Annotated in this window: 1 pseudogene; it reads right to left on the bottom strand. The window is 42.6% G+C overall.

Annotated features, from left to right (window positions below):
* Nucleotides 1-277, bottom strand: a pseudogene (locus tag KVT27_RS24400) (enolase C-terminal domain-like protein); the annotation flags it as partial.

Genomic DNA, 277 nt, shown 5'->3' with positions numbered 1-277 from the left:
TATTTCAATGCCTAATCCCGGTTTATCGTTTAGGCGAATAAATGGTACGTCGTAATGTAGGTGTCCGATGTCTTTTGTGAAGTTTAATGGCCCTGTTAGCTCGACGCTAGTAATGATTTATTTTGGGAAAGCGACATGGAATCCTGCGGAAGAGGCAACAGATGATTCGACCATTGATCCCACTTGGCATTCAATGCCGGCCATTTCAGCTTGATGAGCGAGCTTTACAGCTGGATGTATGCCACCGCATTTCATTAGTTTTATATTCACTTTATCA

It is taken from the genome of Lysinibacillus sp. GbtcB16 (assembly GCF_019091145.1).
Taxonomy (GTDB): Bacteria; Bacillota; Bacilli; order Bacillales_A; family Planococcaceae; genus Lysinibacillus; species Lysinibacillus fusiformis.
This window is presented reverse-complemented; position numbering and strand designations above follow the sequence as displayed.